Origin of the sequence: Cupriavidus necator (genome assembly GCF_016127575.1) — a bacterium.
Taxonomy (GTDB): Bacteria; Pseudomonadota; Gammaproteobacteria; order Burkholderiales; family Burkholderiaceae; genus Cupriavidus; species Cupriavidus necator_D.
In genome coordinates, this window is sequence record NZ_CP066018.1 from 3,578,683 (window position 1) to 3,603,858 (window position 25,176).

The following is a 25,176-nucleotide window of genomic DNA, read 5'->3' on the forward strand; positions in this document are numbered from 1 at the left end:
CAATGTCGCCGACCCGCCGGTCGTTCATGGCGTCGTCGCGACTGACGCCCCGGGCCCATTCAGGCCTTGTTGCCGAGGCTAAGATCGGCGTCCAAGTCACAGGCGGTTCGGCGCTGCGCCTGCTCGGCGACCACGAGCCGATCGGCGAGCGCCGCCGCCTCGGCTTGAGACCGCGCCAAACCGGGGCTGATTAAGCGGCAAAGCGGTGGTCGTTTTCATCGGCGATGGAGGGATACCATCGTTCAGAATGCGGGGCTGGTCATTGAGCACGGCCGTCCGGATCTGTAGCAGTGCGTGCGCGTGCTGCAGTCGCCAGGCCATCTGTTGCCGTTTGACGAATCGCTTGCTGATCACCTGGTTGACGGCCGATTCGACGAAACCCGATGCAACGTGCTCCCCGTGGCGGAAGCGGTCACCGCAGTTCACGATGAAGTGCCGGCTGTTATCCAGATAGACGATGAACTCCTCGAGCTTGCCGAGGAGCTTGGCCTCCTCGGGAATGGCCTCAGCGTCGAGATCCCAGTAGCATCGATCTGGTGTCGTCTGCGCGCAGCCTCAACAGGCATCAGTAGCAGCTACACTGGCCATGTGCGCGACGGCGTCGTCAAGCGCGCCTTACTGTACCCGATGCACTGTGGCCTTCAAAAAAGAAACACCCCCGCAAGGGTATCCTCCGGGGGCGGGCGACTCGCAAATGGACGCATAGAGGGCGCGCCCATCACTTGGGGTACTTCTTCAAGCCCTTACTTTTGTGAGCCCTCTTCGACGTACCCATCGCGGTTGGTGATTCTCGCGCCATCCGTAAACACATCCCGTCTATCGGTGGTTGCTCTGCCACCATTGGTATAGGGGTCTCGCGGCCCCATCACAGCGCCATCGGTATAGACATCGCGCATCCCGATGCCGGCATCAGCAACCCCGACACCGAGCGCGGCACTCGCCGCAACGAGCAATAAGACTTTCTTTAGCATTTTCCACCTCCTTTTCAGGCGGTTACATGGTTCCATTCAATATGATTTGCGCACTGTAGCTTAAGCAGTTGAGTAGACGATTCGGGATGACATTCCCGCGCAGGCGGGAATCCAGCGTCTTTTTAAAGTCACTGGGTTCCTGCCTTCGCGGGAACGACAGTGGTTATCTGAACGGCATCGCCCCGGGTGGCGCAGTTGCTGTGGGCACTCGTCATTCTTGCCGGATCAGCGTGCGGCGGCCTCTCTCTGGGCCGCCCGCAGGCTTTCATAGACGGCAAATCGCCGTTGATATTCCGCGCTGTTGACATCGGGGCCGCTATCGCCGTGCCAGTACTCGGCCAGGCCTGCGCGTGTCCAGGCTTCAAGGTCGGCACGCACTTCGGCGCGCGTCAGGGGAAGGGCCGCACCGCTGGCGTTGGCGGCATGTGCCGCGACAGCGAGCGTCGAGAAGAGCAGGGCAGCGGCGAGGGAAGAGATCGTGATGGGTTTCATGTTGGTCCAGGTCCTGTTTCCTAGGCATTAAGAGGGGTTGAGCCGGGCCGGCGCAAGCGCACTTCGACATTTTCATGACGGTCCGCGACGGGTTTAAACTCGGACAGACTGATTGTCTGTCCTTGGTATGTAGTGTGCGCAACGGAACTCACGCCTTTATCCGTTAAAGATCAAATTTCCGTCACGGCGCACCATTGAGCGCCTATTTGTCCCCTCTATCGGCTATCCATGCAGAAGCGATGAAGCTAGCCGCGTCACGCTCTGATGGTTAAAGCCACCCCATCGAGCAACTGGTCAAGCAGCAAACCGGTTACGCTGTCATGCGACGTAAGAGCGGGACGGTGGCAAGGACGGATTCGAGATTCCTTATGTGGGCATTGCCATGCTCGATCGCGTGCGTGGAAACGCTACATCGGGGGGGTGTCTGATCTGCTGGCGCCGCGCATCGGACCATGACGCGTCAGGCGGCGACACATGGCGTGGCCGACAAGCGGCGTTCCCGCGCCGCCCGTCGCTGCGTTATCCGGCACCGGGCGCTGCCTGTGCCCGGGTCAGGTGTTCAAGGACGGCTTTGCGCTCTATCTCGGCGGCGGCACGCGCGGTAAAGATGCGGTACACGTAGTCCATCAGGACTTCTTCCTCCTTCATCTTTCGAATGTTGAGGAAGGCCATGTGCCCGATCACCTTGCCCTGACTGTCCTGGATGGGCAAGCCGTAATAGGATTCGAAGCCCTGCTCTCGCGGAAACAACTTGCCAATCCCCTCCGGGTAGAACACCGGCAAGCCATGGTCGAAAACCGCCTCGCAAGGCGTGCCGGCCAGGTCGTACTCGACGTTGTCGCGAAAGTCATCCTTGAACCAGAAGGCCAGCGTGTGGACACGCCGTGGCGGCCACCTGGTACATTCCGTAACGAAGGCGCAGGGGACGTCCAGTGCGCCAGCGAAGTGGCGGACCAGTGCGCGGAAAAATTCGTCGCCACAGGTGCCGGAGGTGCCCTCGACGATGTGCTTGAGAATCTCTTCGACGCGCCTGATACGGGTCACATCGGTATCCAGGCCGACCAGCCGCAATGCCTTGCCGTTGGCATGGCGAATGGCGCTGCCCAGCGAATTGACCCACCGGTAGTACCCGTCCTTGTGCAGCAAGCGGCACTGCTGCTGATAGCGCGGGCTGGCACCCTCGAGGTGGCGTGCCATCGCCTGCTCGACCGCGAGCAGGTCGGCGGGATGTACCCGTTCTTTCCAGGCCTGCAGGCTATCCGGCAGTTCGTCTTCTTCAAAGCCGAGCATGGCCTTCCAGCGTTGCGACAGGTGGAATTCGTTGGTCTGGAAATTCCATTCCCACTGGCCGTCATCGGCGCTGCGCATGGCCAGGGTATAGCGTTCTTCGCTGGAACGCAGCGCGATTTCCTGCTGTCGGCGCTGTTCCATCGACAACGCCAATGTGCTTTGCGACGACTCGACGCACGCGCGCAAGTCCGTGACGACCTGGCGAATCTGCTCGAATTCATCAGGGGGCTTGCCGCGGCCGGCGCCATCGTTGCGTGATACCTGGGATGCGGCGCAACTGCGCAGCAGCGCGCTAAGCGGACGTCCCCAGAAGGCGTGAATAGCAAGGGCGAGCACGCCAAGCAGCAACGCCAGCCCGGCCGCCGCCACCAGTGCGATGCCCGTGCGCGTGCCGGGCGGGCCCGCGCCGGGCACCCAGCCGAGCAGGAGGTAGGCAATCAGCAGCAGGCTGATCAATGCCGGCGGCAGCAGCAGCTTTGCTCTCAGGCCCATCATGATTCTCTTTCTGTTCCGCCCCCGTCGCTACAGACGCGCATCACAACAGGTGCCTTTTGCTTTACAGCTTGCGCGGTTCTGTGGAGGCATGCCACGTCCGCACCACCCTCGCGTGACACGCCGGCGCGAGCCCTTCCTAACATAGCCCACGATCCCGTCACCAACCAGTACCGCGGAATCACGCCCGCACCCTGCCCATAGCGCTGATCGGAGGACTTAATTGAAGGCCGCGTGAGAGTTTCGTGATCTTTGTCGGCCAGAGTGGGGCTGAAGGAAACCGCCACCGACAGGACTTCCGATGCTATCCACCAGCCTCCACCCCAATATGGGAGCCGCCATCCCGCCCCGGGCCGGGATCGGCTTGCGCGCCCCACACTATCGCCAGGTCCTGGCGGAAACGCCCGCGACAGGGTGGTTCGAAGTCCATAGTGAAAACTACTTCGGTGATGGAGGTCAGCCCCTGCACTACCTTGCACAGGTGCGGGCCGCCCACCCGCTGAGCCTGCACGGCGTCGGCCTGTGCCTGGGCGCTACGGACCGGCCGGATCGCGCGCACCTGCAGCGGCTGGCTGCCCTGCTCCGGCGCTTCCAGCCAGGGCTGGTATCCGAACATCTGAGCTGGGGCCGCATTGGAGACCGCTACCTCAACGACCTGCTGCCGCTGCCCTACACGGAGGAATCGCTCGCCGTCGTGTGCGAACACGTGCAGGAAGTACAGGACTACCTGCAACAGCAGTTGTTGGTGGAGAACATCACCAGCTATCTCCGGTTCAGCCACTCGACGATTGCCGAGCCCGAGTTCATCGCCGCGCTGGTGGCGCGAACCGGTTGCGGCATCCTCCTTGACGTCAATAACATCTACGTCAACGCGGTCAACCACGACACCGATGCATCGGGCTATATCGATGCGATCCCCGTGGGCGCGGTGAAGGAGATCCACCTGGCTGGCTTTGACCACAGCGGCGGCATGCTGATCGACACCCACGGCCAGCGCGTGGCAGAGCCGGTATGGAGACTCTATCGGCATGCGCTCGCCCGCTTTGGCCCGGTTCCGACCCTGATCGAGTGGGATACCGACATTCCCCCGCTCGAGGTACTGCTCGACGAAGCCCGCAGGGCAGACCAGATGCTGGAGACCGACGATGCCTTCATTGCATGAGATCCAGTGTCGTTTTGCCCGGGCGGTGCTCGAGCAGGACCCGGCTGCACTGTTCGACCACATCGTCGGCGGCGCCATGGACGCGCAGCGGAGCCTCGGCATTTACGCCGGCAACGTGCGCCACAACTTGTGCGAGGCGCTGCGCGCCGTATTCCCCGTGATCGAGCGCCTGGTGGGCGAGCCGTTCTTCGATGCCACGGCGGGCCGGTATATCCGGGCCTGCCCATCCACCAGCGGCGACATCCAGCGCTTCGGCAAGAGCTTTCCGGACTTCCTCGCGCAATTCGGACCGGCTGCGGGCGTGCGCTACCTGCCCGATGTGGCAAGGCTCGAATGGCTGACGCATGAGGTTTTCCATGCGGCAGACGCCGAGCCGCTCGCGCTGAAGCGCCTGGGCGCGCTCGCCGAGGCTGATGCCGCATGCCTGCGCCTGAAGCTGAACCCGGCCTGCCGCTTACTCGCGTCCCCATTTCCGGTGCTGCATATCTGGCAGGCGAACCAGCCAGATCATGCGGACGCTATCGAGATCGACGCCGACAGCGGCGGCGACTGGCTGCTGGTCAGGCGCAGCGGCTTTGTGGTCGAAGTGCAGTCCCTGAATGTCGGCGAATACGCCATGCTCGACGCACTGGATGGCGGTGCCGCGCTCGAGCCGGCGTATCAGCGGGCGCTGCAGGCTGCGCCCGGCTTCGCACTGGCCGACTTTATCCAGCGACGCATCCTAGACGCGACGATCATTGATTTCGACGCCTGCGCTGCTGGCCTTATCCCCGCGCCAGGTCGATCGTAAAGGCAGTGCCCTTGCCGAGCGCGCTGCGCACACGGATCTCGCCGCCGTGCAACTGCACGATGCGCCGGCTGATGGCCAGCCCGAGACCGACGTTGCTGCCATTGTCAGACTCCGTACGCTCCACTCGGTAGTAACGGTCGAACACACCCTGCACCTGGCTCGTGTCTATGCCCTGGCCGGTATCGCGCACGGTCAGTTCGACGCGCTCCCCGGCGGCCTGGACGTCGACGCTGATTTCTCCGCCGGCAGGCGTATAGCGCATGGCGTTCTCGATCAGGTTCTCCAGCACCCGCTCGATCATGCCGATATCGGCGCTCACCGGCGGACAACCGGGACCTGACGTCGCCAGCAGGGCCAGCCCGCGCTTGTTTGCCGCCAGGGCGAACTTCTGGACCACGTCCTGCGCCAGTTCCGACAACGGGAAGCTCTCCAGCCGCGGCTGGACCTCCCGCGCTTCGAGCTTGGTCAGGTCAAACAGGTCCTGCACCAGCTTGCCGAGCCGTTCGCAATGCCTGGTCGCCACCTGCAGGTAGCGATTGCGGTCCTCGGGCGTCATCTCTTCGGCTTTCAGCAGCAGCATTTCCAGGTAACCCTGCATCGATGCGAGCGGCGTACGCAGGTCGTGGGAGACATTGGCAAGCAGCTCGCGCCGTTGCTGGTCCACCTGTGACAGCTGGGCGAGCTGCGTGACAATCCGCTCGGACATCTCCTCGAACGCCGTGCTGAGCTTCTGGATCTCGTCGTCCGCACGGCCGTCTCGCGCCAGTCGCACCGGCGTGGAAAAACCGCCAGCCCGGAATGCCTCGATGGCCTCCGACAGCACGCGCAGCCGTACCGTCAACAGCCGAAACACGATCAGCGCCGCCACCAGGCTGAAGGCCACCGTACCGATAATGAGGTCGGTCGCCAGTTCGATCAGGCGCTGCGTCTCGATCATCTTCTGGGAGGCCAGGATCATCAGCGCGCCGATGGTAATGAACACCGCCATCAGCACCACCGCCAGCCTGCCGTAAAGGGTGCGGATCATGGAATCCCCTTTCCCTTCCCCTATTGCGCCCTATTACGTATTGCAGAACTTGTAGCCCACGCCCCAGACGGTCTGGATGTACTCCGGCTCGTTGGGGTCGAGTTCGATCTTGGCGCGCAGCCGGTTGATATGCGAACTTACCGTGTGCTCGTAGCCACTGTGGCTATAGCCCCAGACCTGGTCCAGCAACTGGGCGCGGCTGAAGACGCGCCCCGGATTGCTGGCAAAGTAGAGCAGCAGCTGGAATTCCTTGGCGGTGAGGCAGATCGGCGTGCCGCGCACGCTCACTTCACGCTTGTCGATATCGATGTGCAGGGCCTTGACCTGCACCGTCCTGGGACCATCGGATGGCGGGTTGGCCAGGGTGTCGACCAGCCGGAAGATCGCCTTGACCCGCGCGGTCAGCTCAAGGACGCTGAACGGCTTGGTCAGGTAGTCGTCGGCGCCCATCTCCAGTCCCAGCACCCGGTCCAGTTCAGTCGAGCGCGCCGTGAGCATGAGGATGGGGGTATAGCGCGGTTCCGCGCGCAGGCGCCGACAGATTTCCAGCCCGTCGGCGCCCGGCAGCATCAGGTCCAGGATGACCAGGTCATAGGGACGACTCAGCGCCTCTTCCAGTCCCGCCCTGCCGTGGTTGATCACCTTCACGTCGCAAGACAGCCCGCTCACCTGCAGCCGTACCAGTTCGGCGATATCTGCGTCGTCCTCGATCACCAGAACCTGGCGCGACATGGCTTTACCTCATCTTGAAACCTGCGGGATACCGGCATGACCTTCCTTGCCGCCTGGATTGCGGCGTGGGAGCCACTGAACCATTCTAGAACGCATTTCAAGGATGGAAAGCCCTCCGCCGGCGTGGCCAAGATTGGGGCCCGCCAGCACCCAGGCGCCGTGAAGAAAATTTGAAAATTGAGCGAAACAAGCGTGAGTTCGGCTTTCCATACTGCAGTCCAGAGACAGGGATTTCTCCTGTCCTGAACCCAAGCAAATACGGAGTGCGCATCATGAACAGTGATCAAATTATCCGCGGCGCGATTGCAGGCATGCTGGCGCTTGGCATTGCCGGCGCTACCTCTCAGGCCATGGCAGCGGCAGGCAGCAATGAAAAATGCGCGGGCATTGCCAAGGCCGGCAAGAACGACTGTGGCACCAGCAAGAGTTCCTGTGCCGCCACGGCCAAAATGGACCGCGACGCGGAAGCCTGGATCCTGGTTCCCGCGGGCACTTGCGAAAAGATCGCCGGAGGTCGGCTGCAGACGTCCCAGTTTGCCAAGCCAGGTGGCAAGAGCGGCGAACTCAGCCCGGCCGCCAAGGCGGCCCACCCGGCCTGAGCGGTCCCGAGCCTGCAGCGAAACGCCGTGACACGTGCCGCGTCACGGCTGACCGGCGTCCCCAACTCCCTGACCGCTTCGCGAGGTAGCCCAAATGAAATGCACGACCCCCCTGTCGTCCACGCCGCTGGATGTGGCCGACGCAAAGCCTTCGCGCCTCATCGGAGCCGGGCAGGCGGCGATCCGCCTGCTGGAAATGCTGGCTCCCGTGCTCGATCTCGGCATTCGCGTACTGATCGGCCTGGTGTTCTTCCAGTCCGGGCTGACCAAGCTCGCCAGCTGGTCCACCACGCTGGCGTTGTTCGAAAGCGAGTACGCCGTGCCGCTGCTGAGCCCGACCCTGGCCGCCTATCTTGGTACCGCCGCGGAGCTGTGCCTGCCGGTGCTGCTCGTGCTCGGGCTCGGTACGCGGGCAGCCGCGCTGGCCTTGTTCGTCTTCAACATAGTCGCGGTGATCTCGTATCCGGGATTGGGCGAGGTTGGCCTGAAGGACCACCAGTACTGGGGGCTCCTGCTGCTGGTCACGCTGCTGCACGGCCCGGGCCGGCTGTCGCTGGACCACCTGATCGACCGCTTCCTGCTGCGCGGCAAGGGCAGCCATTAGCTCGAAAGCCCAGGCGGCGTGCCAGGGCGAAAGGAACCGTCATGCTTGCAGAGAACAACATCGTCATCATCGGTGGTGGATTCGCCGGCACCACGCTGGCCCAGGCGCTGGAGAAGCTGCTGCCGACGACTCACCGGCTGATCCTCGTCAGCGACGAAAGCTACACCACCTTCAACCCGATGCTGGCCGAGGTGGTGGGTGCCTCGGTCTTCCCTGAACACGTGATCGTGCCGATCCGCCAGATGCTCAGGCGCACCCAGTTCATCATGGGCACCGTGCAGGACGTCAACTACGCCCAGGGCAAGCTGTCCTGCACGACCCTGGCGGGCCTGCGCGAGATTCCCTTCGACCACCTGGTGTTTGCCTTCGGCACTCGAGCGAATCTCGACCTGGTGCCAGGCATGGCCGAGCACGCCCTGCCCCTGAAGCTTGTGGGTGACGCCCTGTTTATCCGCAACCGCGTGTTGCGCCAGCTGGCCCGCATGGAACTGGAGTCGGACCCGGTCCTGCGCCGCCGGCTGGGCCATTTCATCGTGGTGGGCGGGGGCTTTTCGGGCGTGGAGGTTGCCGGGGAACTCGCCGATTATCTTTGCAGCATCCGGCGCTTCTACCCGCGCGTGCAGCGCGAAGAGCTGGCGGTGACGCTGCTCCATGACACCGGGCAACTGCTTTCCGAGTTGCCCGCCTCGCTTGGCATGGCCGCGGCACGCCATATGGCCGCGCGCGGCATCCGGCTCAGGCTCGGTACCCGGGCCCTCCGCTTCGAAGCCGACACGGTGGTGCTGGCTGACGGCGAAATGATCGAAGGTGCAACGGTGGTCTGCACCGTCGGCACCAGGCCGAATCCGCTGGTCGCCACCCTGGAGCGCAATCTCGCACTAGCCACCCGGCGCGGACGCATCGAGACCAACCCGGATATGTCGGTGCGCGGCATGCCCGGACTGTGGGCCATCGGCGATTGCGCACGGGTGGCCAACGCCGCCACCGACGAGGATTCGCTGCCAACCGCGCAGTTCGCCGTGGCTCAGGCGCGCCAGCTTGCCCATAACCTCGCCGGCCACCTGGAACAGCGTGAAAGCAAACCGTTTTCGTACCAGAGCAAGGGCGCGATGGCCAGCATCGGGCATATGAAGGGCGTTGCCCAGGTGTATGGCTTCAGCTTCTCGGGCTTGCCGGCCTGGCTGGCCTGGCGTGCGCTGTACCTGATGCGCATGCCGACGCTCGGGCGCAAGCTGCGCCTCTGGGCGGAATGGACGTTGTCCATGTTCTTCCCGACTGACATCACCCACCTGCGCTTTACACGCACCAGCGAGGCAGACGAATCGCCACCCGATGGGCTGCCACCCCACCGCCCACAAGCGCCGGGTGCATCGGCAACCCGCATTGCAACGCATGACTTTTCCGGGATACCGCGGACGCCCTACGCCACCCCCGCCGCCCCCACGCTAACAGGAGATCAACATGCTTGAAGGAAAATCAGCCATCGTTACCGGCTCCAGCAGCGGTATCGGGCTTGGCATTGCGCGCGCCTTTGCCGCCCATGGCGCCGATGTACTGCTGAACGGCTTCGGCGATGCCGAGCAAATTGAAGCCACGCGTGCAGGGCTGGAGGGCGAGTATGGCGTGCGCGTGCGCTATTCGCCGGCGGATATGAGCCAACCTTGCCAGGTTCGCGAAATGGCCGAATTTGCTGCATCCGAGTTCGGCAAGGTTGACGTCATCGTGAATAACGCGGGCATCCAGCATGTTGCCCCGACCGAAGAGATGCCGGACGACAAGTGGGACGCCATCGTTGCCATCAACCTGTCCTCGGCGTTCCACCTGATCAAGGCCGTCCTGCCCGGCATGAAGGCCAGGCGCTGGGGCCGCATCATCAATATCGCCTCCGCCCATGGCCTGGTGGCTTCGCCGTTCAAGGCGCCCTATGTCGCCGCCAAGCACGGGCTGATCGGCCTGTCCAAGGCTGTGGCGCTGGAGACGGCCGAGTTTGGCATTACCAGCAATACGATCTGCCCCGGCTATGTCAAGACGCCGCTGGTGGAACAGCAGATCGCCGACCAGGCGCGCGCGCACCGGATCTCGCCCGCCGACGTCGTGCGCGATGTCCTGCTGGTGCACCAGGCGCGCAAGGAGTTCGTGCGGATTGACGAACTTGCTGTCCTGGCCCTGTTCTTGGCCTCGGACAATTCAGCCTCGATGACCGCCACTGCGCTCGCAATGGATGGTGGCTGGACCCAGCACTGAGGGCGAGCCATGTCGACCAATCCTGGAACGCGAGATGCCGGAGAAACCGGCCAAGCCGTGAAGCCGATCACGCTGGCGCTGCAAGGCGGGGGTGCCCATGGTGCCTTTGCCTGGGGCGTGCTGGACCGCCTGCTCGAAGACGGCCGGCTTGCAATCGAGGGCGTCAGCGCCACCAGCGCCGGCGCGATGAATGCCGCGGTGCTCGCGTACGGCCTGCTCCAGGGCGGGCCGCCACGCGCCCGCACCGCCCTGCACGACTTCTGGCGCGACGTTGCCAACGCCGCGCGCGCCAGCAACCCGTTCCGCAAGCTGCCATGGGAGACCTTGCTGCACAACGGCTACGGGCTCGATTACTCGCCGATGTACCTGCTGACGGACATGATGCTGCGTGTGCTGTCGCCCTACCAGTTCAACCCGCTCAACTTCAACCCGCTGCGCGACGTGCTGGCCCGCCATGTCGACTTTGACGCGCTTAACCAGCACTGCCCGATCCACCTTTACCTGTGTGCGACCAATGTCGAGACCGGCAAGGTACGCGTGTTCTCGCGCGACGACATCAGCCTGAAGGCTGTGCTGGCTTCTGCCTGCCTGCCGTTCCTGTTCCAGGCGGTGGAAATTGGCGGCGAACACTACTGGGACGGCGGCTATGTCGGCAACCCCGCCATTTTCCCGTTGATCTACAACTGTGGCGCGCGGGATGTGGTGATCGTCCATATCAATCCTATCGTGCGCAAGGGTGTGCCGAAGACCGCCGCGGAGATCCTCAATCGCATCAACGAGGTCAGCTTCAACTCCTCGTTGATCCGCGAACTGCGCGCCATCAGCTTCGTCACCAGGCTCATCCAGGATGGCAAGGTCAACCGCGGGGAAATGAAGGAGATGCTGATCCACTCGATCCGCTCGGACCAGACCATGATGGCGCTCGGCGTCTCCAGCAAGCTCAATGCCGACTGGGACTTCCTTTGCTATCTGCGCGATCAGGGCCGGGACGAGGCCGGGCGCTGGTTGCAGCAGAACTACAGCGCAATCGGTGAACGGTGCAGCGTCGACTTGCACCAGGAATTTCTTTGATCCACCACGTAGCGCCACCGAAGCGGTCGGCGCGGATTCCTCAACCCACGGAGTTTAGGACCATGACTACCACCAAGCAAGCCGTACCCGTCTGGCATCGCGCGATGCGCGGCGCGATCGTCACCGTCACCCTGTCCCTCGTCTCAGTGATGGCCTACGCCGGCCAGTGCCCCGCCGACAAGCGCGTCGCGGATGGCCAGGGGCAGCGGCCTGGCGCGACAGAACCCAAGGGCGTCACCGATACAGTGCGCGCCTCGACCGACCTTTCGAAGGAGCCGGCAGCCGTAGCGGGACGCCTGCTGCGGCTGCGCCAGCTCGACGTGCAGCCCGGTGGCATCGTGCCATGGCACAGCCACAACAACCGCCCGGCAATCATCTATATCGTCTCCGGCGAGATCGTGGAGTATGCGAGCAACTGCGCGGTTCCGATCGTACACCGCGCCGGCGACGTGACCGCGGAGAGGAACGGGACTTCCCACTGGTGGAAGAATGAAGGCGGCAGCCCCGCAGTCTTGCTGTCGTCCGATCTCTTCCCGGTCGAAATGAAGATGGACCCGCATACTATGTGAACAGTTGCGGGGACGGCTACCTGCGCATGCCCGAGGATGATGCGCCCATGAAACTCATGCTGCTGAGTCTGTCCTTTGCGGGCGCCCTGCTTTGCGCCGCCGTGATGGGATTCGCCATCCAGCGCGGCGCAACCTGTGCGGTCGCCGCGGTCAGCGAGATCACGTCATCGCGCAGTTGCTCGCACCTCCGTGCCATGGCAGAAGCGTCGCTGTACGTGTGTGGCGGACTGCTGATCGCGCAGCGGTTGCATCTGCTTCCGGCCATGCCGTCCGGCTATCCGGTCGATGGCCTGACCGTCCTGGGAGGCGCCCTGCTCGGGCTGGGCGCCTTCATCAATGGCGCATGCGTATTCGGCGCCATCGCCCGGCTGGGCAGCGGGCAATGGGCGTATGCTGCCACACCCCTCGGATACTACGCAGGCTGCGTGGGGCTGCTTGCGCTGTGGCCGCAAGCCGAGCGCCCGGCGCTCTCAGCCACCTCGCCGGTATGGGGTGCTGCGCCGCTGCTGACAGTGCTTTTCCTTCTGTTCGTCGGATGGCGGCTGCTCCGTCTGTGGCAGCGGGCGCGACGCCATGGCGCTCCTGCACCCTTGGAGCAAACGTGGCATGCACGCGTTGCCGCCCGGATCTGGTCACCGCACCATGCCACCACGGTGATCGGTGTCACCTTCTTGCTGCTCCTGTTGCTGGCAGGCGCGTGGTCATACACCGAGGTGCTGGCCGAACTGGCACGTGGCAGCGCTGCCATGCTGCCGGCACGGGCATTGCTGTCGCTGGGGCTGCTCGCTGGTGCCATCCTCGGCGGGATGAGCGCTGGCCGCCGCGAAGGTCCCGCGACTTCCAGTGCGCAGTGTCTCCGGTGCTTCACAGGCGGTGCCATCATGGGCTGGGGCGGCATGCTGATTCCGGGCGGCAACGATGGACTGCTGCTGGTCGGCATGCCCCTGCTGTGGCCGTATGCATGGGTCGCATTCGGCACGATGTGCGTCACCATCGCGCTCGCGCAATGGCTTCAGCGTCGGCTTGGCCAGACCGCTACGACTCCGGGCGCCCCGCAATCCTAGGCAAGACTAGCAGGACCAGTCGTGTTGCACTGCTGACAGTCTGAAGGAGTAAGCATGAGCCACCGTATCGGGAACGCGCTGGTGATCGCGACCGCGCTCGCTGCCGTCGGGCTTGCGATCAAGCAGAACACGCATCTGCTGGCCAGTTCCCCGGCACACTTTGCCCTGGACCGTGAACGGTGCTTCGGCGTAGCCAGGGCAGGCAGGAACGACTGCGGCACCGCGCTGCACGCTTGCGCGGGCCGCGCCCGCCACGACGCCGCCGGCGATGAATGGCTGATGCTGCCCGCCGGCACCTGCGCCCGGATCGCGGGTGGCAGCCTCAGGTCTGCCGCACCCTGAGCGGTGGCTGCGGGACCGCGCGATGAAAGAGGAAGGACAGACACTGACGGCACCGCACCGGCAGAAGTCGGAACGTATTGCGGCAAGCATGGCACGGAAAATCGCTGCGGGGCTAGCAGCGAAGCTCGCCGCGTTGGGCCAGGGCATGCAGTTGCCGCCACGAGTACGGCGGGAGCTGGAGCGTGAACAGTATCTGAGCGAGTTGCTGGTGACCTCACTGCAACTGCTGGTGCTGCTCCTGTTCGCGGTCCTTTATCTCGGAACGCCCCCGGGCTTTTCACCCGACGCGCCCGTACGCGCGGTACCGCTCGGCATCTCGCTGTTCGCGGTGCTGGCGTTGGTCCGGCTCTACCTTGCCATGACCCGGCAACTGGCCAACTGGATGGTGGGACTGAGCGTGGTGGCCGAAATGGCAGTCCTGATCTTCGTCATCTGGGCCTACCACCTGCAGTACGAGCAGCCAGCCCAGATGTACCTGAAAACCACCGAATTCGCCTATATCTTCGGCTTAATCGCCTTGCGTGCCCTGCGCTTCGAACCGCTCTGGGTGGCGCTGTCGGGCCTCACAGCGACCTTGGGCTGGCTGCTGTTGCTGCACTACGCGCTGACACACGCGAGCGGCAACCCTGTCACCTGGGACTATGTCACCGCATTGCGCTCGACCCAGATCCACTACGGAGCGGAGTTCGACAAGCTGCTTTCCATCCTGATCGTCAGCGCCACGCTGGCATTGGCCCTGGCCAGGGCGCGCGGCTTTGTGGTCAAGGCCGTCAAGGGCCAACTGGCGGTCGCGGACCTGTCGCTATTCTTTGACGATTCCGTGGCCCATCGCATCACCGACTCCGAAGCAAGCGTCATGGTCGGCCACGCCGAGCTGCGCGAGGCGTCGGTCGTGTTCCTCGACATGCGCGGCTTCACTCAGGCGTCTGCCATGCTGCAGCCCTCCGCACTGATCCAATTACTGGGCGAATACCAAAGCCTGGTTGTGCCGATTGTCAAAGCGCATGGCGGCAGCATAGACAAATTCATGGGCGACGGCATCCTTGCCAGCTTTGGCGCCGTCACTGCCGACGATTGCCATGCGGCAAATGCCTTGCGTGCCATCGATGCCATCCTGGAAGCGGTTGACCAATGGCGGGTTCGGCGGCAGTCCAGCGGTCAGCCTGCACCTGACGTTGGCGCTGGGATGGCAAGCGGGCCGGTGCTGTTCGGCATACTCGGGCATGGCAGCCGCCTTGAGTACACGGTGATTGGTGACACGGTCAATCTTGCGGCCAAGCTTGAGAAGCAGAACAAGATCCAGGGGACGCGAGGCCTCACCACGCGAGCCAGCTATCAGCGGGCTCGCGTGCAGGGCTATCTTGGCGAGAAGCACGTCCTTCCCCAGCAGTCTGTAGGCGGCGTAAGCGGCACGATGCAGCTGGTGGCCCTGGCACTTTCATCGGATGCCTAATTGATTTGTAGTGTCCTGCTGTATGTCAGCGCTGGCAACTCTTGCCGCGTGGCATTCACTTTCATGAACTCTCGGTGATCCCCCGTTGGCAGCCAGTGGCGATCACCATTTATCTCGACAAAGGGCTCTGTAGCTGTAAGGGAGCAAGGACGAGAAGACCCCAGAGGGCACAACTGACTTATGCTGCCAGTGAATAGAATTGCTCTGCAGCGGACGGATTGCGCTCTTCGTGGGCCTGCATCTGGCCCTTGGCAATCATGTGCATGAGCTCGATACCGCCCAGCAGGATGCGCGCGCAGCGAAAGTCCTTTCCCAGCATTGATCGAGTCAAGCGTTTGATGGCTCGATGGTCCTGCTCGACAATGTTATTCAGGTACTTGACCTGCCGGATGGTGACGGGAGTTTCTCGTTCGGCGTTAACGTCATGCAGGGCCGCTAGGTTAGATGCGCTGCCGTCGATGGTCACCGTGTCAGGCTGGCCGTGCTGCGCGATGGCTTTCTCGAAAAACCGCCGTGCTGCGGCCTTGTCAGGCTGGGCGCGCAGCAGGAAGTCGATGGTATTGCCCCCCCTTGTCGACCGCCCGGTACAGATACTTCCACTTGCCGCGTACCAGGATATAGGTTTCGTCCATGCGCCAGCTTTTCCCCACCGGGCGCTTGGAGCGGCGAAAGATTTTGTTTAGCGCCGGCAGCAGCATCTTCAGCGCCCAGCGGTGCACGGTCGATTGGTCAACCGAGATGCCACGCTCGGCCATCATCTCCTCGAGATGACGCAGGCTCAGCGGATAGGCGACATACCAGCGCATGCAGGTCAGCATCACCTCCAGCGGATAGTGCAGGCGCTTCAATACCTTCGCAATCTCCGCGTTTATCATCGCTGCCCACATTGCCTGAGTTCGATACCGGCTCATTCTATCGGAGGCATATTGCGACAAAGCCCGTAGGACTGTTCGAAGCCCCGCGCCGCCGGGCTCTGCTCTTCCTTCTGGCCTAGGTGCCACTTGCCGGTCATGTAGGTGTAATAACCGGCATCGCGCAACAGCTCCGGGAACGCCACCAAGTTCTGGTTCAGGTAGCCTTCGTAGCCCGGCTTGCCGCGCTGCTCGGGTACCATGGTCTCGGCCATGGCGCCGAGGCCGGCGCGGTGGCTGTCCACGCCGGACATTAGCATGGCACGGGTGGGCGAGCAGGTCGGTGCGACGTAGAACTGCGTCATGCGCACGCCCTGACGTGCCAGCGCGTCGAGGTTAGGCGTATGGATTTCCCCGCCAAAGGCCCAGATGTCGGAATACCCGAGGTCATCGGCCAAGATCAGCAGGATATTCGGCCGCTGGTCCGCACCGCGCGGAGCCGAGTCCGCCGCGGACGCCACGCTGAGGATGCTAGTCGCCAGCACACCCGCCAGCAGAATGACTGCACCTTTTACTGTTGTCACCTCCTGATTCCGGAACGTCGTCGGCTCAATGCGCTCCGGCACCGCGAGCATCGCGCCGCTGCAGCAAATCCAGCGCCACATCAACGATCATATCCTCCTGCCCGCCTACCATGCGCCGCTTGCCCAGCTCGATCAGGATGTCGAACGCCGACAGCCCATACCTCTGCGCGGCAACTTCGGTATGGCGCAGGAAGCTCGAATACACGCCCGCATAGCCAAGCGCCAGCGTCTCGCGGTCCACCCGCACCGGGCGTTCCTGCAGTGGACGCACGATGTCCTCCGCCGCATCGATCAGCGTCTTGACGTCGCAGCCGTGGTTCAGTCCCATGCGATCCGCCGTGGCGATGAACACCTCCAGCGGCGCGTTGCCCGCGCCCGCGCCCATGCCGGTCAGGCTGGCGTCGATGCGGTCGCAGCCATGCTCGAGCGCCACGATCGAGTTGGCCACGCCGAGCGACAGGTTGTGGTGGGCGTGCATGCCCGTCTGCGTCTCGGGCTTCAGCACATCCCTGAATGCCTTGAAGCGGTCGGCAACGTCGTACATGTTCAGCGCGCCGCCGGAGTCCACCACGTACACGCATTGCGCCCCATAGCTCTCCATGCGCATTGCCTGTTCGGCCAAGTGCCGTGGCGTGGTCATGTGACTCATCATCAGGAAGCCGACGGTGTCCATGCCCAGGTGACGCGCGTACTCAATGTGCTGCTTCGAGATGTCGGCTTCGGTGCAGTGCGTGGCCACCCGCACGATGCGGGCGCCAGCTTCGTAGGCCTGCTTCAGGTCATGGATGGTGCCGATGCCTGGGAGCAGCAGCGTGGCCACTTTCGCGTGCTTCAGCACATCAGCCACCGCCGCGATCCATTCGAGGTCGGTGTGGGCGCCGAAGCCATAGTTGAAGCTTGAACCCTGCAGGCCGTCGCCGTGGGCGACTTCGATGCTGTCGACGCCGGCGACATCCAGCGCACGCGCAATGCGCACGGCCTGTTCCAGCGAGTACTGATGGCGGATGGCGTGCATGCCGTCGCGCAGCGTGACGTCGGAGACGTAGATCTTCTTGGTCTTGTCGAACATGGGAATTCCTCCGGGGATCACAGGCCGAGCCTCGCGGCGGCCAGCCGGTCCGCGGCCGCCAGCGCCGCGCTGGTCATGATGTCGAGATTGCCGGCATAGGCCGGGAGGTAGTGCGCCGCGCCTTCGACCTCCAGGAAGATCGACACCTTCAGGCCGGCCTGCCGACCGATGCCCGGCAGGTTCAGCGCCCGCTCCACCTCATAGCGCTCGAACTGTACGGCCTGCTTCAGGCGGTAGCCCGGCACGTACTCGGCTACGCTGGCCGCCATGTCGCGCACCGAGTCACGGATCGCGTCCTGGTCGGCGTCGAGCTCGGCCAGGCAGTAGACCGTGTCGCGCATGATGAGCGGCGGCTCGGCCGGGTTCAGCACGATGATGGCCTTGCCGTGGCGCGCTCCGCCGACTTCGACGATGGCCCGGGAAGTCGTCTCGGTGAACTCGTCGATGTTGGCGCGCGTACCGGGACCGGCCGACTTGCTGGCAATGGACGCAACAATCTCCGCGTAATGGACCGGGGCGACGCGGGAGACAGCGCGCACCATCGGGATGGTCGCCTGCCCGCCGCAGGTGACCATGTTGATGTTCGGGGCATCCAGATGCGCGTCAAGGTTGACGACTGGGATGACATAGGGACCGATGGCCGCTGGTGTCAGGTCGATCACGCGCACGCCGCGCTCCTGCAGCAGCGCGTTGTTGCGCGCATGCGCGCCAGCGGAAGTGGCGTCGAAGGCGATGCCGATGTCTCAGCTGGCTCGGAAGTGAAGGGACTATCTCCGAATTCTATGGGTCAGGTTCGTTGCCCGGTAGTTAGCGCCCGGCAGGCGCTAGCGATCGCTTAGCGTGCAAAATTTTCCGTTTTCTGAAGCGACCCCATGACCTGCGTATCGCTGGCCTGTCGTGCCGTTCATCAAGCTGGTTCGACGGGGTGCCGCTCGTGCACGTCGGCAAGCACCGCCTTGAAGACGATCTCAATAAGCTGCTCCGGAAAGGCCAGCCTCGATACGCCGATCAGATTGCTGGCGCACTGAGGCCGCGCCATGGCGTAGGCTTCTTTGCGCACCTTGCCCGCTACTGCAAACGCCTCATCGACATCGAGGACATAGAGCGTCTCTTCCACCACGTGGTCGAGCGTGGCTCCGAACTGTGCGAGGATCGTTGCAGCGTTTGCATAGGTCACCCGCATCTGCTCCGCCATCATCGAGAAGTCGGCTGGCTTGCCGGTTCCATCGAGCGCAGCAGGCGCGATCATGACGCCCTTGTCGTCGTGGCTGAGCTGGCCGGACACATAGATCATGTTTCCGATCTTGATTGCCTGTGCATAGCCGTAGTCGTCTTCCGCCGGCACACCGTGATAGGCAGCCTCTTTGCCATTCAACGCCGTCGTGTTGGTCATATCTGATCTCCTGTTGAATAAGCCGGCCCGGATGTCCGGGCCATTTGTTCACCTCATGACTTCTGAGCGTTGGGCCATGAGCCCTGGACAGATGCCAGAAGGAGAGAAAGCGATGCAGCCAGCAGAACGAGATCCTTAAGAAGGAACTGGCCAGGCATAGCTGAAATGGCCGGAAATCCACCCGCCGTCGCTTCTGCTACGCCGGGGGTAGTCAAGAAAAACGTGAGCGTGATCAGATAGGTCGCAGCCGACATCGCCGCTCCCAATGCGGAGAAAATGGGCTGGAAGGCTCCGAGAATCAGAGCCGCTGCGGTCGACAGCTCAAGTACACCTATAACGTAACTTGTCCCTTGAACTCCGAATAGGGCGTGCAACCAGCTCATGATGGGGCTGTTGGCGATGAACGGAGCGATGCCGTTGGCTTCGTAAGCGGTGAATTTCATTCCACCGAACCAAAGAAAGATGACGACCAGCGCCCATCTGAGTAGGGCCTGAAGAGAGAGCGATCCAACGCTCTTTTCAGCGATTTGTAGACGAAACTGATTTGCACGAGTGGTCATTGGGGTTTCCCATTCAAGTTGTTCATCGGGTGGTTAGGAGCCTCCACTGTAGGCCCACCAGATATCGATCTCGAGACTACCTTTGCTCAATAAAATGCCCACAAGGATCAAAATAACGAGGCAATCCATCCCAAAAACGGCGGCACAGCGCAGCACGCCGCAAATCGTCTCGTCGAGATCGAGGTTCAGGTACTTGCAGATATAGGCAAGCGCTTCGTGGATTGTCTGCCCGAACGAAACGCAACGACAACGACATTCCAGTTCGCCACGGCTCTGGGATAGTCGCTACTGGGCGTGCATGTCGGACCGCGCGTCATTGCTAAAGCCAGACGCGAACGAGCTCCGCTCGAAGGAATGGCCTGCCTTGCGCCGGCGCGTCTAGCGCCACATCGAAGCTGCACACGGAAAGCGAAGCGCATTACTCAGCTTCGCGCGCCAGGCGGCGCCATTGCCCCGGCGTCATCCCCATCTTGTCGGTGAACACACGCCGGAATGCCGATACGGATCGATACCCGACTAAGTCGGCCACGGCCTCAGTGGTCATCGCCGGCTTCTTCAGCTCGTTGGCGGCCAGGCTCATCCGGATATCGGTCAGCAGTTCGTTGGCCGAGCGCCCCAGATTGGCCTGAAAGTGCCGCATGAAGGTGGCGCGTGACATGCTGCACAAGTCGGCCAGATCAGACAGGTTCCAGGGTCGCGCCGGATCGGCGAACATGGCTGAAATGGCCGGGGCCAGTCGTGGATGGCCGGCAAGCGCCAACAAGCCTGCCGGGGCCTGTTCGGATTCGCTCGCCGCGCGCAGTACCAGTGTGAACAGCGCGAAGCTAAGCGCGTTGAGCATGGCGTATCCGCCCGGTTTGTCGCCGGTGGACTCCATGCGCATCAGACCCACGAGACTGGCCAGGTGGTTCGAAGCGGACACGATGCCCTCTTCACCACGGCGGTCCATGGCCTGTACCACGAGAGTCGTGGGTAGATAATCGCGAATCAGCCGATCATGGGGCGGCCCGATGAAAAATCGCCCGCACAACATGTCCAGATGCTCGCCCTGGCCATCATTCTCGCTGAGCGTCCATCCTGCAGAACCTTGACGATTGTAGGTAAGACCCGGCGCATGTCCGCTGCCATCGTGCAGCACGTGCGCCGACCCGTGAGGCAACAGCACGATATCTCCACCAACTAGCTCCCTGACCTTCCCCGTCTCCGGATCCTCAATAATGGCCCGGCCCTTGAGCACGACGTGGTAGGGAATCTCGTGCGCCGCGGACTGATCCCAGGCCACACGCCATGGCGCACCGTAGACGCAGCGGACCTCCAGCCGGCCAGTGATGTTGATCATTTGCAGGAGATGGCTCAGCCAGTCGACTTGGGACATAGGACCTCGGGAACTTGAAACGCTCAAGCGTCTTATTGCGGTTGCACACCGGTTGTACGCACCACATGGCCCCAGTGCAAGAGCTGATCGGACACGTTGCGCACCGGGCGGGCTGCTCGATTGCAACCATCTATCGCGACCTAGCCCGGATCACGAACGATAGCGATGCGCCGAACGAGACCTGAGGACAGTACCCGCTCAGCGGGTTAGGCTAATAGCTTTCGGTACTGGATGAAACCGGAGCGATCAGCGATGCGGTCGTAAAGCTGCATGCCGTTATGGTTGGATTCGTGTGTCAGCCAGTGCACACGGGACGCCCCGCGACGTTTCGCTTCCGCATAGACATGCTCGATCAGCGAGCGACCGATGCCGCCGCCACGCGCATTGTCAGCAACAAACAGGTCTTGAAGATAGCAGTAGTCGCCCGTCGTCCAGGCAGATCGATGGTAGATTGAATGCACCAGCCCCAATGGTTGTTCGCCCACCATGGCAAGCGCTGCATGCATCGGTTCGCCTGGGTCCAAGAAGCGCCTCCAGGTATTGAGCGTCACGGACTCGGGGATATCCACTTCGTAAAATCGCTGATAGCCTTTCCACAGCGGAAGCCACATATCAAAATCGTAGTTATCAACGGCTTTGATCTCGACTGATTGCATAGAATATTCCAGAAATAAAAGATGTGCATTCATGCACTGGCCGTCATCTCTGGCGGGCAGTAGTCGCTGCGTGAATGTTGCGCCCGTCTTTGGCCCGTGCATATTGGTAACTACCGTTCGCTGCAACGTCTACGCAGCTCGTGGGGCCGCAGAGACCTTCCCTCGCCGGGCTTCTGGCTAGGCCGCCGTCACTTCCAGCCCGCGCTGCACCGCCGGACGCGCGAGGCCGCGATCGAGCCACATCTGCACATGAAGAAAGCGGTCGAAGCCAACAATCTCGCGCGCTTCGTAAAAGCCGATCAGGTTACGCACCCAACCAAGCAGCGAAATGTCGGCGATGCTATAGTCAGCGCCCATCACCCAGTCGCGGCCCGCGAGCCGTTCGTCGAGGACACCGAGCAGCCGCGCGGATTCGTTTGCGTAGCGGTCGCGCGGGCGCTTGTCCTCATAGGCTTTGCCGGCGAATTTGTTGAAGAAGCCAACCTGGCCGAACATCGGTCCGACACCGCCCATCTGCCACATCAGCCACTGGATCGTTTCGTAGCGCGTGCGGGGATCGGTGGAGAGGAACTGCCCCGTCTTGTCGGCGAGATAGATCAGGATCGCTCCCGATTCGAACAAGGCCAGCGGCCGTCCGCTCGGACCGTGAGGATCGTAGATCGCAGGAATCTTGCCATTGGGGTTGAGCGCGAGGAAGGCCGAATCGTGGTTCTCATTCGCCATGATGTCGATGCGGTGCGCCTCATAGGCGAGGCCTGTCTCCTCCAGCATGATGCCGACCTTCACTCCGTTGGGCGTCGGTAAGGAAAAGAGCTGGAGCCGATCGGGGTACTGCACCGGCCAGCGCGTGAAAATTGGATGATTGAGTGTCACTTTCTTCCTCCTAGACTCGTCGGTACATACGAAGAGCCTGGACACGTTTCCAAGATTCTTTCTTGGGTGCGTCCAGGCTCTGGCGTTACGCTCGCATCAGATGACACCTTCCAGGACCCTCGGAGAGGGTCGATGCGGCCGGATAAAGTTCAGATCGAGCCAGCCGGCGTGACGGCAGGAAAGTCCTTCTCGGGGTCGAACACGTTGTTGAAAAAATTCGTCAGGGAGTACATGGCCACCAGCGCGACGATCTCCATGACGTTCGCATCCGTGTAGCCGGCATCGCGGACGGCTTTCAGATCGGCATCGCTGACGTTGCCCCGGGCCTCGATGACTTTGCGCGCAAACTGGAGGGCGGCGTCGCGCTTCGGGTCGCTGGCGTGACCCTTCCGAGCGAGAATGATTTCCTCGGCCGACAGCTTGGCCATATGCTCGGCCGTAAAGCTGTGAACTGTCAGGCAGTAGTTGCAGCCATTCACTTCGGAGACAGCGAGGCCGATGCCGTCACGCGTCTTCACGTCGAGCGCCTTGCTCAAGGAGCCGAGCAGAGTGGCCCATGCGTTGAACGCAATCGGGCTCTGCGCGAAGCTCGCCATCATGTTTGGGGTGAACCCAATGTTCTTGGTGAACGCATCGAGAGTCGGTTTCGAATCGGCCGGTACCTGCTCCGGCTTTAGAGCTACAGTTCTTGCCATCATAATCTCCGTGAGTTACACGTTTTGCTAATTGGGGAAAGTCCATGTGGGAACCATTCCTCGGCTTACTTCGTACCCAAGTCTTGGGTCGAAGCTGGTCATGCCTTCAAGTAGGAGGTACCTTGCGGCCGCCTCTCACTTGAAGGTCGCTTAGTCGTTCGGCGCGATCACTGCCGCCGGGACGCACCTATACCAAATCCAACACATCGTCCACCGGACGGCGCGGCTTCTGCGCCCAGTTTCCCGGGCGCTCTGCCCCGATGGACAACAGCATGACTGGCACTTCGTTTGCAGCCAGTCCGAACTCGCGGTGCACCGCTTCGGCATCGAAACCGATCATCGGCGTCGAACCCAGGCCCAGCGAGCGGGCCGCATAGATCATCGCCGCCGCGCCGAAGGTGCCAGTGCGTACGGCCTCGTCGCGCTGGCGCTGCGGGTAGTGCATGTACAGATCGCGTGCGGGGATTTCCCATTCAGCCACCATCGTTTCCGGCATAACGCCTGCTTCAACCAACGGAGCCAGGCGCTCCGGTATTACGCTGGAATCGGCCAATTGGCCGCAGACGATGAAGGTAACGGCGGCATCGGTGATCGCAGGTTGATTCCAGGCGATCGGACTCAGCCGAGCCTTGGCTTCACGTGTGCGCACGGCGATGAAGCGCCAGTTCTGCAAGTGGAAGGATGTCGGCGCGGCGGTGCCGATTCGCACCAGCTCGCGGATTTGGTCGTCATTCAAGATGGCGGCAGGGTCGTAATACTTGGCGGCGCTGCGGCTCAAGATACATTCGATGACAGCATTGGTTTTGGTAGTTTCGTTGGGCATAGCGGTGGCGCCGGTGGCGGACTCGATGGCGGGAATAGCGATACGGCTCATGGTGCGACCCTTTCATCAGGTGGTTAGGAGCCTCCACTTTAGGCGTACCCGATACCGATTTCGAGACTACCTTTGCTCAATAAAATGCCCAAAAGGATCAAAACAACGAGGCGCCCCATCATCCACTTTCGGCGCGGCAATGAAGAGCGACGTTTGCGGTACGGTTCCCGAATGGGGTCATGCAGCAGCGGTACTCGCACATGACGTACCAGGCCGGCACCCCGCGGTGATTGGCACCGCCGAAGCCCGGTACGCCACCGATTTCCTCGACGACCTGGAGTCTTTCACCGTGCCCGAGCTGGGCATCCAATGGTGACGAGGACCAGAGTGCGCCGGTGGAAGTCACTGGGCGTGAGTCGGCACGCTAAGGTTACGAGCCGGGGGCAATTGGACATCGTCAGCACAGTCAACGGCTGGTACATCGGGAACATTCTGTTTGGCGGCGTAATTGGCTTGCTGGCCGTTGACCCGGCTACAGGTGCTATGTATTCGTTCCCGGATTCCGTCAACGCGACGTTGAATGTTTCGGAGAAGACGGTCGCTGGTTCAGCGCAATCCTTGACCATCGTCTCGACGGAAAGCATGACGCCCGAAGCCATGAAGAATGCCCGCTAGGTCGTTGCGCCGAAGTAAATCGCTTCGCGCTGTTGTCCGGTAATGCCGGCACAAGGTGGCGGCGTTTTTTTGGAAATAGGGAGCATCACCGGTGGGGCCTGCTGCACGGGGACATAAGTGCAGAAGCGCTCCGCCCGAATGCGCAGAGGCAGACTCGGATCGAAGGGCTGTTCGGGGTCGGCAAGAGCCACTGACAACCGGGTTGAATCCTTGCAACGAGAAGTGCGCAAAACGGCGCCTGCATTGCAGTCCAGCTATTTCCGGTTCCTCACAGCAACACTTGGTGGTGCCCGGGAATTCGTCAGGACTTGTCAGGGGACTCCGTCGCCGCTCGCGGGTCTGAGAACGGCAATTTTACGACCTGGTCCTGACGCGAAATGTGTGAGGTCCCCCTACTTTGGAAACAACCGGTTCTTAGGCGTAATAATAACTGCGCGTTATCGTGCCCTATCGCAACGTCCCGACTCGCCGGCCTCATGTTCTTTCTGACCCCCGTGCCAAGGCAACGGTTACTGACAGGAATGGCGGATGCGCAACGGCAGTAGCCGGCTGTGGATTCAACCGGTCTCCGATCGCCGATGACAGAATGGCCGATGAGCGGTCGTCCGATGCAACAGAGAGCGATAGCCGCAACCAATCCAAAGCAGTCGTCTGCAAGCCGTAGTGTGACAATCACGGTTGGTGGTGAAAGTTTGTCACTACAGGATGAAGCCGCACGCGCTGCCACGT

29 protein-coding genes and 2 pseudogenes are annotated in these 25,176 nt (G+C 62.4%); 14 read left to right on the forward strand and 17 right to left on the reverse strand.

Going from position 1 to position 25,176, the window contains the following annotated elements:
* Positions 1 to 190 precede the first annotated feature (190 nt).
* The 4 genes and pseudogenes from I6H87_RS34365 to I6H87_RS16825 all read right to left on the reverse strand — a co-directional run.
* Positions 191 to 522, reverse strand: a pseudogene (locus I6H87_RS34365) (ISKra4-like element ISBte1 family transposase); the annotation flags it as partial.
* A gap of 221 nt (positions 523 to 743) precedes the next feature.
* Positions 744 to 971: a hypothetical protein gene (locus I6H87_RS16815; RefSeq protein WP_011615335.1), complete on the reverse strand. Its 228-nt coding sequence runs from the start codon at positions 969 to 971 to the stop codon at positions 744 to 746.
* 225 nt (positions 972 to 1,196) lie between these two features.
* Positions 1,197 to 1,463 (reverse strand): DUF4148 domain-containing protein, encoded by a 267-nt coding sequence (locus I6H87_RS16820; RefSeq protein ID WP_010812025.1) that lies wholly within the window; start codon positions 1,461 to 1,463, stop codon positions 1,197 to 1,199.
* Positions 1,464 to 1,982: 519 nt separating this feature from the next.
* Complete coding sequence (locus tag I6H87_RS16825) at positions 1,983 to 3,248, reverse strand: PAS domain-containing protein (RefSeq protein ID WP_231881409.1); 1,266 nt, start codon at positions 3,246 to 3,248, stop codon at positions 1,983 to 1,985.
* A gap of 298 nt (positions 3,249 to 3,546) precedes the next feature.
* Between I6H87_RS16825 and bufB the strand changes: the two genes are divergently transcribed.
* Together bufB and I6H87_RS16835 are read left to right on the forward strand one after the other, a co-directional pair.
* Positions 3,547 to 4,407 carry an MNIO family bufferin maturase gene (bufB, locus tag I6H87_RS16830; RefSeq protein ID WP_010812023.1) on the forward strand — a complete coding sequence of 287 codons (861 nt, stop codon included), beginning with the start codon at positions 3,547 to 3,549 and terminating at the stop codon, positions 4,405 to 4,407.
* Entirely contained in the window at positions 4,391 to 5,197 is an 807-nt protein-coding gene (locus I6H87_RS16835; RefSeq protein ID WP_011615333.1) for an HvfC/BufC N-terminal domain-containing protein, read from the forward strand. The genes bufB and I6H87_RS16835 overlap by 17 nt, the downstream gene beginning before the upstream one ends.
* On the opposite strand, the gene I6H87_RS16840 is transcribed toward I6H87_RS16835, so the two are convergent.
* Both I6H87_RS16840 and I6H87_RS16845 read right to left on the reverse strand, forming a co-directional pair.
* Positions 5,172 to 6,224, reverse strand: a complete 1,053-nt coding sequence (locus tag I6H87_RS16840) for a sensor histidine kinase (RefSeq protein ID WP_010812021.1) — start codon at positions 6,222 to 6,224, stop codon at positions 5,172 to 5,174. The genes I6H87_RS16835 and I6H87_RS16840 overlap by 26 nt on opposite strands.
* A gap of 33 nt (positions 6,225 to 6,257) precedes the next feature.
* Positions 6,258 to 6,956, reverse strand: coding sequence for a response regulator transcription factor (locus I6H87_RS16845; protein ID WP_011615332.1), 699 nt, complete (start codon positions 6,954 to 6,956; stop codon positions 6,258 to 6,260).
* A 36-nt stretch (positions 6,957 to 6,992) separates the two neighbouring features.
* On the opposite strand from I6H87_RS16845, the gene I6H87_RS16850 reads away from it, so the two are divergent.
* The 10 genes from I6H87_RS16850 to I6H87_RS16895 all read left to right on the forward strand — a co-directional run bounded on the left by I6H87_RS16850 (position 6,993) and on the right by I6H87_RS16895 (position 14,902).
* Positions 6,993 to 7,130 (forward strand): hypothetical protein, encoded by a 138-nt coding sequence (locus I6H87_RS16850; RefSeq protein ID WP_155737082.1) that lies wholly within the window; start codon positions 6,993 to 6,995, stop codon positions 7,128 to 7,130.
* Entirely contained in the window at positions 7,127 to 7,555 is a 429-nt protein-coding gene (locus tag I6H87_RS16855) for a BufA1 family periplasmic bufferin-type metallophore (protein ID WP_231881408.1), read from the forward strand. Before I6H87_RS16850 ends, I6H87_RS16855 begins: the two co-directional genes overlap by 4 nt.
* Positions 7,556 to 7,649: 94 nt before the next feature.
* Positions 7,650 to 8,159, forward strand: coding sequence for a DoxX family protein (locus I6H87_RS16860; protein WP_011615330.1), 510 nt, complete (start codon positions 7,650 to 7,652; stop codon positions 8,157 to 8,159).
* A gap of 41 nt (positions 8,160 to 8,200) precedes the next feature.
* A complete protein-coding gene (locus tag I6H87_RS16865) occupies positions 8,201 to 9,628 on the forward strand; it encodes an NAD(P)/FAD-dependent oxidoreductase (RefSeq protein ID WP_011615329.1) in 1,428 nt (475 codons plus the stop codon).
* On the forward strand, positions 9,621 to 10,403 hold the full coding sequence (locus I6H87_RS16870) for a 3-hydroxybutyrate dehydrogenase (protein WP_011615328.1): 783 nt from the start codon (positions 9,621 to 9,623) through the stop codon (positions 10,401 to 10,403). Before I6H87_RS16865 ends, I6H87_RS16870 begins: the two co-directional genes overlap by 8 nt.
* Positions 10,404 to 10,412: 9 nt before the next feature.
* Positions 10,413 to 11,474 (forward strand): patatin-like phospholipase family protein, encoded by a 1,062-nt coding sequence (locus tag I6H87_RS16875; protein ID WP_011615327.1) that lies wholly within the window; start codon positions 10,413 to 10,415, stop codon positions 11,472 to 11,474.
* Between the two features lie 62 nt (positions 11,475 to 11,536).
* A complete protein-coding gene (locus I6H87_RS16880) occupies positions 11,537 to 12,043 on the forward strand; it encodes a cupin domain-containing protein (RefSeq protein ID WP_011615326.1) in 507 nt (168 codons plus the stop codon).
* Between the two features lie 47 nt (positions 12,044 to 12,090).
* The gene (locus I6H87_RS16885; RefSeq protein WP_011615325.1) at positions 12,091 to 13,107 is read left to right on the forward strand and encodes a YeeE/YedE thiosulfate transporter family protein; all 1,017 of its coding nucleotides are present in this window, start codon (positions 12,091 to 12,093) and stop codon (positions 13,105 to 13,107) included.
* A 54-nt stretch (positions 13,108 to 13,161) separates the two neighbouring features.
* Positions 13,162 to 13,449, forward strand: a complete 288-nt coding sequence (locus I6H87_RS16890) for a BufA1 family periplasmic bufferin-type metallophore (RefSeq protein WP_010812012.1) — start codon at positions 13,162 to 13,164, stop codon at positions 13,447 to 13,449.
* Between the two features lie 22 nt (positions 13,450 to 13,471).
* Positions 13,472 to 14,902: an adenylate/guanylate cyclase domain-containing protein gene (locus tag I6H87_RS16895; RefSeq protein WP_011615324.1), complete on the forward strand. Its 1,431-nt coding sequence runs from the start codon at positions 13,472 to 13,474 to the stop codon at positions 14,900 to 14,902.
* Between the two features lie 178 nt (positions 14,903 to 15,080).
* Here I6H87_RS16895 and I6H87_RS16900 read toward each other — a convergent pair.
* The 11 genes and pseudogenes from I6H87_RS16900 to I6H87_RS16950 form a co-directional block, all read right to left on the reverse strand.
* Positions 15,081 to 15,777 (reverse strand): IS6 family transposase gene (locus I6H87_RS16900; protein WP_136227816.1). Its coding sequence is split into 2 segments (ribosomal slippage): positions 15,081 to 15,470 and positions 15,472 to 15,777, totalling 696 coding nucleotides; the frame shifts between segments, so codons are not numbered across the junction.
* 32 nt (positions 15,778 to 15,809) lie between these two features.
* On the reverse strand, positions 15,810 to 16,418 hold the full coding sequence (locus I6H87_RS16905; RefSeq protein WP_269446662.1) for a sulfatase-like hydrolase/transferase: 609 nt from the start codon (positions 16,416 to 16,418) through the stop codon (positions 15,810 to 15,812).
* Complete coding sequence (dmpG, locus tag I6H87_RS16910; RefSeq protein WP_010812008.1) at positions 16,363 to 17,406, reverse strand: 4-hydroxy-2-oxovalerate aldolase; 1,044 nt, start codon at positions 17,404 to 17,406, stop codon at positions 16,363 to 16,365. The genes I6H87_RS16905 and dmpG overlap by 56 nt, the downstream gene beginning before the upstream one ends.
* 17 nt (positions 17,407 to 17,423) lie before the next feature.
* A pseudogene (locus I6H87_RS16915) lies at positions 17,424 to 18,149 on the reverse strand (acetaldehyde dehydrogenase (acetylating)); the annotation flags it as partial.
* Between the two features lie 164 nt (positions 18,150 to 18,313).
* Positions 18,314 to 18,799, reverse strand: coding sequence for a Rid family hydrolase (locus I6H87_RS16920; RefSeq protein WP_011615322.1), 486 nt, complete (start codon positions 18,797 to 18,799; stop codon positions 18,314 to 18,316).
* Positions 18,800 to 18,852: 53 nt separating this feature from the next.
* Complete coding sequence (locus I6H87_RS16925) at positions 18,853 to 19,359, reverse strand: YkgB family protein (RefSeq protein ID WP_011615321.1); 507 nt, start codon at positions 19,357 to 19,359, stop codon at positions 18,853 to 18,855.
* 418 nt (positions 19,360 to 19,777) lie between these two features.
* Entirely contained in the window at positions 19,778 to 20,734 is a 957-nt protein-coding gene (locus I6H87_RS16930) for an AraC family transcriptional regulator (RefSeq protein ID WP_011615320.1), read from the reverse strand.
* Between the two features lie 206 nt (positions 20,735 to 20,940).
* Complete coding sequence (locus I6H87_RS16935; protein ID WP_011615319.1) at positions 20,941 to 21,390, reverse strand: GNAT family N-acetyltransferase; 450 nt, start codon at positions 21,388 to 21,390, stop codon at positions 20,941 to 20,943.
* A 177-nt stretch (positions 21,391 to 21,567) separates the two neighbouring features.
* Positions 21,568 to 22,263 (reverse strand): glutathione S-transferase N-terminal domain-containing protein, encoded by a 696-nt coding sequence (locus I6H87_RS16940; protein WP_011615318.1) that lies wholly within the window; start codon positions 22,261 to 22,263, stop codon positions 21,568 to 21,570.
* A 149-nt stretch (positions 22,264 to 22,412) separates the two neighbouring features.
* Positions 22,413 to 22,958, reverse strand: coding sequence for a carboxymuconolactone decarboxylase family protein (locus I6H87_RS16945; protein WP_011615317.1), 546 nt, complete (start codon positions 22,956 to 22,958; stop codon positions 22,413 to 22,415).
* 187 nt (positions 22,959 to 23,145) lie between these two features.
* Positions 23,146 to 23,781: a nitroreductase family protein gene (locus tag I6H87_RS16950; RefSeq protein WP_041687771.1), complete on the reverse strand. Its 636-nt coding sequence runs from the start codon at positions 23,779 to 23,781 to the stop codon at positions 23,146 to 23,148.
* Between the two features lie 190 nt (positions 23,782 to 23,971).
* Between I6H87_RS16950 and I6H87_RS16955 the strand changes: the two genes are divergently transcribed.
* Together I6H87_RS16955 and I6H87_RS16960 are read left to right on the forward strand one after the other, a co-directional pair.
* Positions 23,972 to 24,148 (forward strand): hypothetical protein, encoded by a 177-nt coding sequence (locus I6H87_RS16955; RefSeq protein ID WP_155737081.1) that lies wholly within the window; start codon positions 23,972 to 23,974, stop codon positions 24,146 to 24,148.
* Between the two features lie 71 nt (positions 24,149 to 24,219).
* Positions 24,220 to 24,447, forward strand: a complete 228-nt coding sequence (locus tag I6H87_RS16960) for a hypothetical protein (RefSeq protein WP_136227766.1) — start codon at positions 24,220 to 24,222, stop codon at positions 24,445 to 24,447.
* Positions 24,448 to 25,176 lie beyond the last annotated feature (729 nt).

What these genes read in the sequence shown, in the direction of transcription:
- I6H87_RS16860 (WP_011615330.1), top strand. Translation starts at nt 7,650, where the DNA reads ATGAAATGCACGACCCCCCTGTCGTCCACGCCGCTGGATGTGGCCGAC.
- bufB (WP_010812023.1), top strand. Translation starts at nt 3,547, where the DNA reads ATGCTATCCACCAGCCTCCACCCCAATATGGGAGCCGCCATCCCGCCC.
- I6H87_RS16845 (WP_011615332.1), bottom strand. Translation starts at nt 6,956, where the DNA reads ATGTCGCGCCAGGTTCTGGTGATCGAGGACGACGCAGATATCGCCGAA.
- I6H87_RS16955 (WP_155737081.1), top strand. Translation starts at nt 23,972, where the DNA reads ATGAAGAGCGACGTTTGCGGTACGGTTCCCGAATGGGGTCATGCAGCA.
- I6H87_RS16930 (WP_011615320.1), bottom strand. Translation starts at nt 20,734, where the DNA reads ATGTCCCAAGTCGACTGGCTGAGCCATCTCCTGCAAATGATCAACATC.
- I6H87_RS16890 (WP_010812012.1), top strand. Translation starts at nt 13,162, where the DNA reads ATGAGCCACCGTATCGGGAACGCGCTGGTGATCGCGACCGCGCTCGCT.
- I6H87_RS16885 (WP_011615325.1), top strand. Translation starts at nt 12,091, where the DNA reads ATGAAACTCATGCTGCTGAGTCTGTCCTTTGCGGGCGCCCTGCTTTGC.
- I6H87_RS16820 (WP_010812025.1), bottom strand. Translation starts at nt 1,463, where the DNA reads ATGAAACCCATCACGATCTCTTCCCTCGCCGCTGCCCTGCTCTTCTCG.
- I6H87_RS16840 (WP_010812021.1), bottom strand. Translation starts at nt 6,224, where the DNA reads ATGATCCGCACCCTTTACGGCAGGCTGGCGGTGGTGCTGATGGCGGTG.
- I6H87_RS16905 (WP_269446662.1), bottom strand. Translation starts at nt 16,418, where the DNA reads ATGTGGCGCTGGATTTGCTGCAGCGGCGCGATGCTCGCGGTGCCGGAG.
- I6H87_RS16815 (WP_011615335.1), bottom strand. Translation starts at nt 971, where the DNA reads ATGCTAAAGAAAGTCTTATTGCTCGTTGCGGCGAGTGCCGCGCTCGGT.
- I6H87_RS16880 (WP_011615326.1), top strand. Translation starts at nt 11,537, where the DNA reads ATGACTACCACCAAGCAAGCCGTACCCGTCTGGCATCGCGCGATGCGC.
- I6H87_RS16850 (WP_155737082.1), top strand. Translation starts at nt 6,993, where the DNA reads ATGACCTTCCTTGCCGCCTGGATTGCGGCGTGGGAGCCACTGAACCAT.
- I6H87_RS16865 (WP_011615329.1), top strand. Translation starts at nt 8,201, where the DNA reads ATGCTTGCAGAGAACAACATCGTCATCATCGGTGGTGGATTCGCCGGC.
- I6H87_RS16920 (WP_011615322.1), bottom strand. Translation starts at nt 18,799, where the DNA reads ATGACCAACACGACGGCGTTGAATGGCAAAGAGGCTGCCTATCACGGT.
- I6H87_RS16895 (WP_011615324.1), top strand. Translation starts at nt 13,472, where the DNA reads ATGAAAGAGGAAGGACAGACACTGACGGCACCGCACCGGCAGAAGTCG.
- I6H87_RS16925 (WP_011615321.1), bottom strand. Translation starts at nt 19,359, where the DNA reads ATGACCACTCGTGCAAATCAGTTTCGTCTACAAATCGCTGAAAAGAGC.
- I6H87_RS16870 (WP_011615328.1), top strand. Translation starts at nt 9,621, where the DNA reads ATGCTTGAAGGAAAATCAGCCATCGTTACCGGCTCCAGCAGCGGTATC.
- I6H87_RS16875 (WP_011615327.1), top strand. Translation starts at nt 10,413, where the DNA reads ATGTCGACCAATCCTGGAACGCGAGATGCCGGAGAAACCGGCCAAGCC.
- I6H87_RS16835 (WP_011615333.1), top strand. Translation starts at nt 4,391, where the DNA reads ATGCCTTCATTGCATGAGATCCAGTGTCGTTTTGCCCGGGCGGTGCTC.
- dmpG (WP_010812008.1), bottom strand. Translation starts at nt 17,406, where the DNA reads ATGTTCGACAAGACCAAGAAGATCTACGTCTCCGACGTCACGCTGCGC.
- I6H87_RS16945 (WP_011615317.1), bottom strand. Translation starts at nt 22,958, where the DNA reads ATGGCAAGAACTGTAGCTCTAAAGCCGGAGCAGGTACCGGCCGATTCG.
- I6H87_RS16950 (WP_041687771.1), bottom strand. Translation starts at nt 23,781, where the DNA reads ATGCCCAACGAAACTACCAAAACCAATGCTGTCATCGAATGTATCTTG.
- I6H87_RS16935 (WP_011615319.1), bottom strand. Translation starts at nt 21,390, where the DNA reads ATGCAATCAGTCGAGATCAAAGCCGTTGATAACTACGATTTTGATATG.
- I6H87_RS16825 (WP_231881409.1), bottom strand. Translation starts at nt 3,248, where the DNA reads ATGATGGGCCTGAGAGCAAAGCTGCTGCTGCCGCCGGCATTGATCAGC.